This window comes from Sphingomonas sanguinis (assembly GCF_001476905.1).
Lineage (GTDB): Bacteria > Pseudomonadota > Alphaproteobacteria > Sphingomonadales > Sphingomonadaceae > Sphingomonas > Sphingomonas sanguinis_B.
Map to the genome: position 1 here is coordinate 22,961 of NZ_LDTE01000073.1, position 6,871 is coordinate 29,831.

Genomic DNA, 6,871 nt, shown 5'->3' on the forward strand with positions numbered 1-6,871 from the left:
GTGTCACCTCGTGCCCCGTATGTAATGCCCCGTGGGGGCACAGCTGGGGGTACTGAAATTCAAAGTGGAGGCATCGTGCCGCTGACTGATACGCAGTGGCCCTGCCATGCTTGCCCGCCCCCACCGGAACGGGCATCGCCTCTAACGCTTGTCACAGGGCGAGGACATCGCCCGCGCCGTTGAGGATCGTTCATGCCCGTCACCGACATCGCCACCCGCGTCTATAATCATGGCTGGCGGCTGGACCCGGTGGTGCGCAGCCTGCTCGATACCGATTTCTACAAGTTGCTAATGCTGCAGATGATCCGGCAGTTGCACCCGGAGGTGCACGCGACCTTCTCGCTGATCAATCGCAGCCATACGGTCCGCCTGGCCGAGGTGATCGACGAGGCCGAGTTGCGCGAACAGCTGGATCATGCGCGGTCGCTGCGCTTCACCAAGAAGGAACTGATCTGGCTGTCGGGCAACAGCTTTTACGGCAAGCAGCGGATGTTCTCGCCCGACTTCATCGAATGGCTCGGCCGATTCCAGTTGCCGGACTATGAGCTGCGCACCGTCGACGGACAGTTCGAGCTGCATTTTGAGGGCCCCTGGGCCGAGACGACGATGTGGGAAATCCCCGCACTCGCCATTGTCAACGAGCTGCGGTCGCGCGCTGCCTTGAAGGGCAAGGGGCGATTCGAGTTGGACGTGCTCTATGCCCGCGCCAAGGCCAAGCTGTGGGACAAGGTGGAGCGGCTGCGCGGCTTGCCCGATCTGGTCCTCTCCGACTTCGGCACGCGGCGGCGGCATGGCTTCCTGTGGCAGCGCTGGTGCGTCGAGGCGTTGAAGGAAGGGCTGGGGAGCCGTTTCATCGGTTCGTCCAACGTGCTGCTGGCGATGGACAACGATCTGGAGGCGATCGGCACCAACGCGCATGAGCTGCCGATGGTGATGGCTGCGCTGGCGCCCGACGATGCGGGCGTGGCGGTGGCGCCGTACCGCGTGCTGGAGGAGTGGCAGGCGCTGTATGATGGCAACCTGCTGATCGCGCTGCCCGATGCGTTCGGGACCAGCGCTTTCCTCGCCCACGCGCCCGACTGGCTGGCCGACTGGACCGGTTTCCGCCCGGACTCGATGCCACCGATCGAGGGTGGCGAGCAGATCATCGCCTGGTGGCAGGCCCATGGCCGCGATCCGAAGAGCAAGCTGCTGATCTTTTCCGACGGCATGGACGTCGACAGCATCGAGGCGGTCTATCGCCATTTCCATGGCCGGGTGCGCATGAGCTTTGGCTGGGGCACCAACCTGACCAATGATTTCCGGGGCTGCGACCCGGCGGGTGAGGCGGGGCTGGAGCCGATCTCGCTGGTCGCCAAGGTGATCAGCGCGGATGGCCGCCCGGCGGTGAAACTCTCCGACAATCCGGCCAAGGCGACCGGCGAACCGGCCGAGATCGAACGCTATCTGCGCATTTTCGGACAGGAGGGGCGACAGGCCAAGCCGGTCATGGTCTAACGGGCGCCGCCCCAACCGAAAAGGGGGCGGGACGGGAGAGAGTCATGCGCGGAATGGGAATCGGCCTGGGGCTGCTGGGTGTTTTGACCGCGTTTCCAGCATTGGCGGCGGCCCCGGCTCCAACCAGCTGGGGCAAGCCCGGTGCCTCGCGCGAGGCGTTTGAGGGCGGTGCGCGCAACTGTATGGCGAAGGCCGCGCGGCGCGACGTGGCCGGGGACGACCAGACCAAGGCCTATCAGCGGGGCTTCGAGGTGCTGGAGCGCGAGAACAACATGCCGCCCATACCGACGACGCTGCCCGCCGACGACGTCACCTTCTTGCGCAGCGAGCGGCAGGTGCTGCTGCGGCGCATGTATCGGCCGGACCAGCATGTCGATGCGCTCCAGGCCCGGCTGCAATCCGAAGTGGATGCCTGTCTGGTCCAGGCCAGCTATGTCCGCTTCGCCCTGACCCGCGAGCAGGCGCGGCAACTCCGGCGGCTGCGTGCCGGATCGGAGCATCGCAAATACTATCTCTACACGCTGGGCAGCGACCGCCGCATCGTGGAGGCGCAGAAGATCGTCGTCGATTAAAGCGTCGCTCCGTCGACCTTGCCCCCTTGCCAGTCCCCGGCGCGGCTCATAGCGTTGGCCGATCTCGGGGGAGGTAGCATGACCGTGACGACGATGAAGACGGCGCGACGCCGGGGGATGGGGTTTGCGTTGCTGGCGGGGGTGGCAATCACCTCGCTCTGCGCCGGAACGGCGGCGGTTGCGGTAGCCAGCGAGACGAAGGCGACGATGCCGACCGTCGCGGTCGAGGCTGTGCCCGACTGGATTCGCGACCGCCCGGTGCCCGAGGCGACCAAGGCGTTGGTCGAGGGGGCGCAGGACGGCATCGCCTATCTGCTCAACGACCAGCAATATCGCGCCCGCGCCGACGGCCATGACGACTGGTTCCGGCTGGCGAGCAAGGTGGTCGACCGCAGCGGGCTGGAATCGATCGGCCAGATCACGCTGACCTATAATCCGGCGTTCGAGGGCGTCGGCATCGCCTTTGTCCGCATCGTCCGCGACGGCCAGGTCATCGACCGGACCAAGGATACGCAATTCCGCGTCGTCGAGCGTGAAAGCGACCTGAAGGACGGGATCGTCAGCGGCAGCCTGAAGGTGATCGCCAATGTCCGCGACGTGCGGGTCGGCGACGTAGTCGATTACGCCACCATCGTCCACACCCGCTCGGCGCTGTGGCCGGGCCATTCCTTCCACCAATTCTCGCAGCGTTTCTCCGACCCGTTGGGGATGCGCAGCATCCGGCTGGTCTGGCCGAGCGGCATGACGCCCGCCTTCAAGGCGCTGAACAGCGATATCGCGTTCCAGACGCGGGCGATCGACGGCGGCACCGAATGGGAATGGGTGTCCCGCAACCCCGCCCCGACCAAGGGCGAGAGTAACGTGCCCGCCGGTGCCTTTCAGTGGGGCCGGGTCGATATCTCGACGATGAAGAGCTGGGGCGAGGTCGCCGCCTGGGCGGAGGGGCTGTACAAGGGCGACGAGGCGCTGACCCCCGACTTCGCCGCGCGGCTGGATGCGATTGCCAAGGCGTCGCCGGGCGCGGCCGACCGGCTGACCGAGGCGTCGCGGCTGGTACAGGACAATATCCGCTATGTCGGCGAGGAGATGGGCGAGGGCTCGTTCGTGCCCCGGCGGCCCGCCACTGTGCTGGCGCGCGGTTATGGCGACTGCAAGGACAAGAGCCTGTTGCTCGCGGTCGCGCTGCGCCGGTTGGGAATCGATGCGGTTCCGGCGCTCGTCTCGACCAGCGCGGGCGACCGGCTGATCGACCGGCTGCCCTCGCCGTTGCAGTTCGACCATGTGATCGTGCGCGCCGTGGTGGATGGCCGGGTGATGTGGATCGACCCGACCGGCACCCATCGGGGCGGGCGCGGCACCGCCATCGTCGCCTCCGACCTGGGCTATGCGCTGCCCATCCGGGCCGGTCAGGCGGCGCTGGAGAAGATGGAGGGCTTTGGCGATCACGCTGGGCGGATGGACGTGCTCGAACAGTTCGCGGTCGACGAAAAGGGCGCGGTGCCGCTGACCCTGCATGTCGAGACACGCTACACCGAGGCGCGGGCGGACGGGATGCGGGCCAGCTGGGCCACGTCGTCGGCGCGTCGCATCGCGGACAATAATCTGGACTTTTATCGCAAGCGCTTCCCCGGCCTGGCCGAGGCCCGCCCGCTGGTCCTGAAGGATGACCGCGACGCCAACACGCTGACCATGGTCGAGGACTATACGCTGTCGCGCGAGGCGTTCGACAAGGCGAAGCTGTCGTCCAAGCTGATCACCCGCGCCTATGCGGTGCAGGACGTGCTGCCCGACCGTCAGGCCAATCCGCGCCGCAACCCGCTGGCATTGCCCGACCATGTCGTCACCGACCAGGTGATCGAGCTGCGCGCCAAGGGCCGTCCGCTCGATCCGCTGGACGATGTCGAGGCCAAGGGCGGGGCGGTGGTGTTCACCCGGCGCAGCACCAAGCTGCCCGACGGGCTGCGCATGGCCTATCACCTGGAAACCGGTCCGCGCGATCAGGTTCCGGCGAGCGAGGCCGAGGGCGTCTATGCCGTCTCCGACACGCTGAAGGACGAGGCGGGGATCGAGTTCTACCTCGAAAAGGCGGTGCCACCCGCCGAGATGCCCGATGGCCTGGACCGCGCCCTCCTCGCCCAGATTCGCCCGGACATGGAAAAGGTCCAGGCGTTGATGCAGAAACCCGACCAAGCGTCGAAGATCGAGGCGCTGACCCTGGTCACGGGCATGTTGGACCGGTTGCCGCGTCCCTCGCCCACGGCGGGGCTGATCGAGGGGATGAAGGGCGGCCTGCTCGCCGATCTGCGCCGCCCGCAGGCCGCGCTCGCCGCCTTCCAGTCCGCCGCCGCGCAATATCCCGGTAACCCCGAGATGTTCCGGCTGTGGATTGGGTACGAGATCGATCTCGGCACCGGCGACAGCGTGGCCAAGGCGTTTCAGCGGACCCAGGCGGTGCAACCCGCCATCGTTGCCAGCCTGGAGGACCTGTGGGTTCAAGGCGCATTCCGGAAGGTACAGGCGCTGGCGCCCGAGAAGCGCCGGGCGGCGCGCGAGGATATCTGCCTGGCGCTGGCCGGCGCAGGGTGGCAACAGGCGCCGCGCACCGCGTTCGGCGACTCCATGCTGGGCTGTGCGATCGTCGCCCATGCCCGTCGCGGCCATGTGGCGGAGGCGCGTGCCCTGCTCGCAAAGGAGCCGTCGACCAGAACCCTGGTCTCGCTGGCGGCCGAGCGGCGCTATCAGGCCTTCTGGCCGGAGATGGACCGGGTGACGGCCGATCATTTCCGCAGCGCGCTGGAGGCCGATGCCAAGCGGGCGGCGGCCGCCGCCAAGGCTGCGCCGACCAACTACAAGGTCGTGTCGCAGCAGATACAGGCCCTGCGCGCGCTGGGGCGTTTCGACGAGGCGATCGCGGCGGGCAAGCCGCTCGCCACCGACCGCGCCCGGATCGAGACGGTCGGCTCGGACGGCTTCTGGCTGGTCAACGAATATGCCGCCGCACTGAAGATGGCGGGGCGGGTCGATGAGGCGGTTGCGGCCCTGGATCTGGTGATCGGGCTGGGCATGGAGCCATATCCCGAGCTGACGTCGTTCGCGATCAACCGCGCAGAGATGCTGAGCGAGGCGGGCAAGGATCGGGCGGCGCTCGACAGCTTCAACGATCTGGCGACCAAGCATCTCGACCAGTTGAGTCCCTATGGTCGAGGCTGGGTGTGGGCGGGGCGCGCTTGTCTGCTGCGCCGGATGGGGCGGTTGGACGAAGCCAAGGCGGACGAGGCCAAGCTGACCGCCAAGCCCGCCGACAATTGGGGTGCGGCGACGCAGGTCCTGGCCTGTCGCGGCGATGTGAAGGCCACGGCCGATATGCTGCTGACCCGGTTGCGTGACGACGAGGCACGGGACGATGTGTTCGACCAGTTCCTGACCTTCGAGACGGCGGAGGCGCAGACGCCGACGGAGCAGGCGATCCTCCAGACCTTGGCCAAGGCCCGCGCCACGCCCGAGGTCCAGGCGGAGTTCGCCAAATATGCTCGGCCGCTGCGCTATGCGGGGACGAGCCAGGGCTGGACGACCTATTGATCCATGCGGGTGGTGATGAACGGTATGTCATGATAACCTCCTGTTTCGGCAGGCGAAAGATGCTGTCGGATCACGGGAGAAGATCATGCGCGACGCCGACCGTCGGACGATCATCGCGGGGCTGGGTGCGGGGCTGGCCGTGGCCGCCAGCACCGCCTGTGCCGCGCCGCGCGGCCGCAAGATCGGCTATGCCGTGGTCGGACTGGGCCGTTATGCCGAGCTGATCATGTCGAAATTCGCCGAGTGCGACCAGTCGCGGCTGGTGGCGCTGGTCAGCGGCACACCGGAGAAGCTGACCCGCTTCGGCGAGAAATATGGCATCCCGCCCAGCCACCGCTATTCCTATGCCGATTTCGACCGCATCCGTGACAATCCGGATGTGGATGTCGTCTATGTGATCCTGCCCAATGCGCTGCACGCCGAATATACGGTGCGCGCGGCCAAGGCGGGCAAGCATGTTATGTGCGAAAAGCCGATGGCGGTCTCGGTCGCGGAATGCCGCACCATGATCGCGGCATGCCGGGCGGCGGGACGCAAGCTGATGATCGGATATCGCTCGCGCTTCGAGCCGTATAACCAGCTGGCGATCGACCTGGCGAAGAAGGGTTTCGTCGGGCCGACCCGGATCATCACCGCCGACCATGGCTTCAACGCGCAACCGAACCAGTGGCGGCTGGACCGCAAATTGTCGGGCGGCGGTTCGTTGATGGATATCGGCATCTACAGCCTGAACGCGACCCGATACCTGACCGGCGAGGAACCGGTCGAGGTCAGCGCGATCGAGTCGACCGACCGCAGCGACCCCCGCTTTGCTACCGTCGAGGACCGGATCAGCTTCCTGCTGCGCTTTCCCTCGGGCATCGAGGCGACCTGCGTGTCGAGCTACAGCTCGAACCACAATATGTACCGTGTCACCGGGACGCAGGGTTGGATCGAACTGGAGCCCGCCACCGCCTATGAGGGGCAGGCGATGCGGATTCGCCGCGACGGCCGGATCGAGGCGCGGTCGGTGCCGGTGCCCAAGGGCCAGCATGCGGGGCAGCTCGACCATTTCGCGGGCTGCATCCTGCACGGCACCGACCCGCTGGTGCCGGGCGAGGAAGGGTTGGCCGATATGCGGGTGATCGAGGCGATCTACCGCTCCGCGCGCGAAGGGCGACGGATCACGCTGGGGTAAGGAAGCATAACCCATTCCTCCCCTGTAAGGGGAGGGGGACCATCCG

General features: G+C 67.0%; 4 protein-coding genes. All 4 read left to right on the forward strand.

Going from position 1 to position 6,871, the window contains the following annotated elements; translation table 11 throughout:
• Positions 1-192 precede the first annotated feature (192 nt).
• Entirely contained in the window at positions 193-1,497 is a 1,305-nt protein-coding gene (gene pncB / locus SB4_RS11960) for a nicotinate phosphoribosyltransferase (protein WP_058752750.1), read from the forward strand.
• A gap of 44 nt (positions 1,498-1,541) precedes the next feature.
• On the forward strand, positions 1,542-2,069 hold the full coding sequence (locus tag SB4_RS11965; RefSeq protein ID WP_153006196.1) for a hypothetical protein: 528 nt from the start codon (positions 1,542-1,544) through the stop codon (positions 2,067-2,069).
• Between the two features lie 78 nt (positions 2,070-2,147).
• Entirely contained in the window at positions 2,148-5,648 is a 3,501-nt protein-coding gene (locus SB4_RS11970) for a DUF3857 domain-containing protein (RefSeq protein WP_058752752.1), read from the forward strand.
• A gap of 85 nt (positions 5,649-5,733) precedes the next feature.
• Positions 5,734-6,825, forward strand: a complete 1,092-nt coding sequence (locus tag SB4_RS11975) for a Gfo/Idh/MocA family protein (protein WP_058752753.1) — start codon at positions 5,734-5,736, stop codon at positions 6,823-6,825.
• The last annotated feature ends 46 nt before the right edge of the window (positions 6,826-6,871 follow it).

Bases quoted from the DNA above. Each gene is read 5' to 3' on its own strand.
- SB4_RS11975 (WP_058752753.1), top strand. From the start codon at position 5,734: ATGCGCGACGCCGACCGTCGGACGATCATCGCGGGGCTGGGTGCGGGG.
- SB4_RS11970 (WP_058752752.1), top strand. From the start codon at position 2,148: ATGACCGTGACGACGATGAAGACGGCGCGACGCCGGGGGATGGGGTTT.
- pncB (WP_058752750.1), top strand. From the start codon at position 193: ATGCCCGTCACCGACATCGCCACCCGCGTCTATAATCATGGCTGGCGG.
- SB4_RS11965 (WP_153006196.1), top strand. From the start codon at position 1,542: ATGCGCGGAATGGGAATCGGCCTGGGGCTGCTGGGTGTTTTGACCGCG.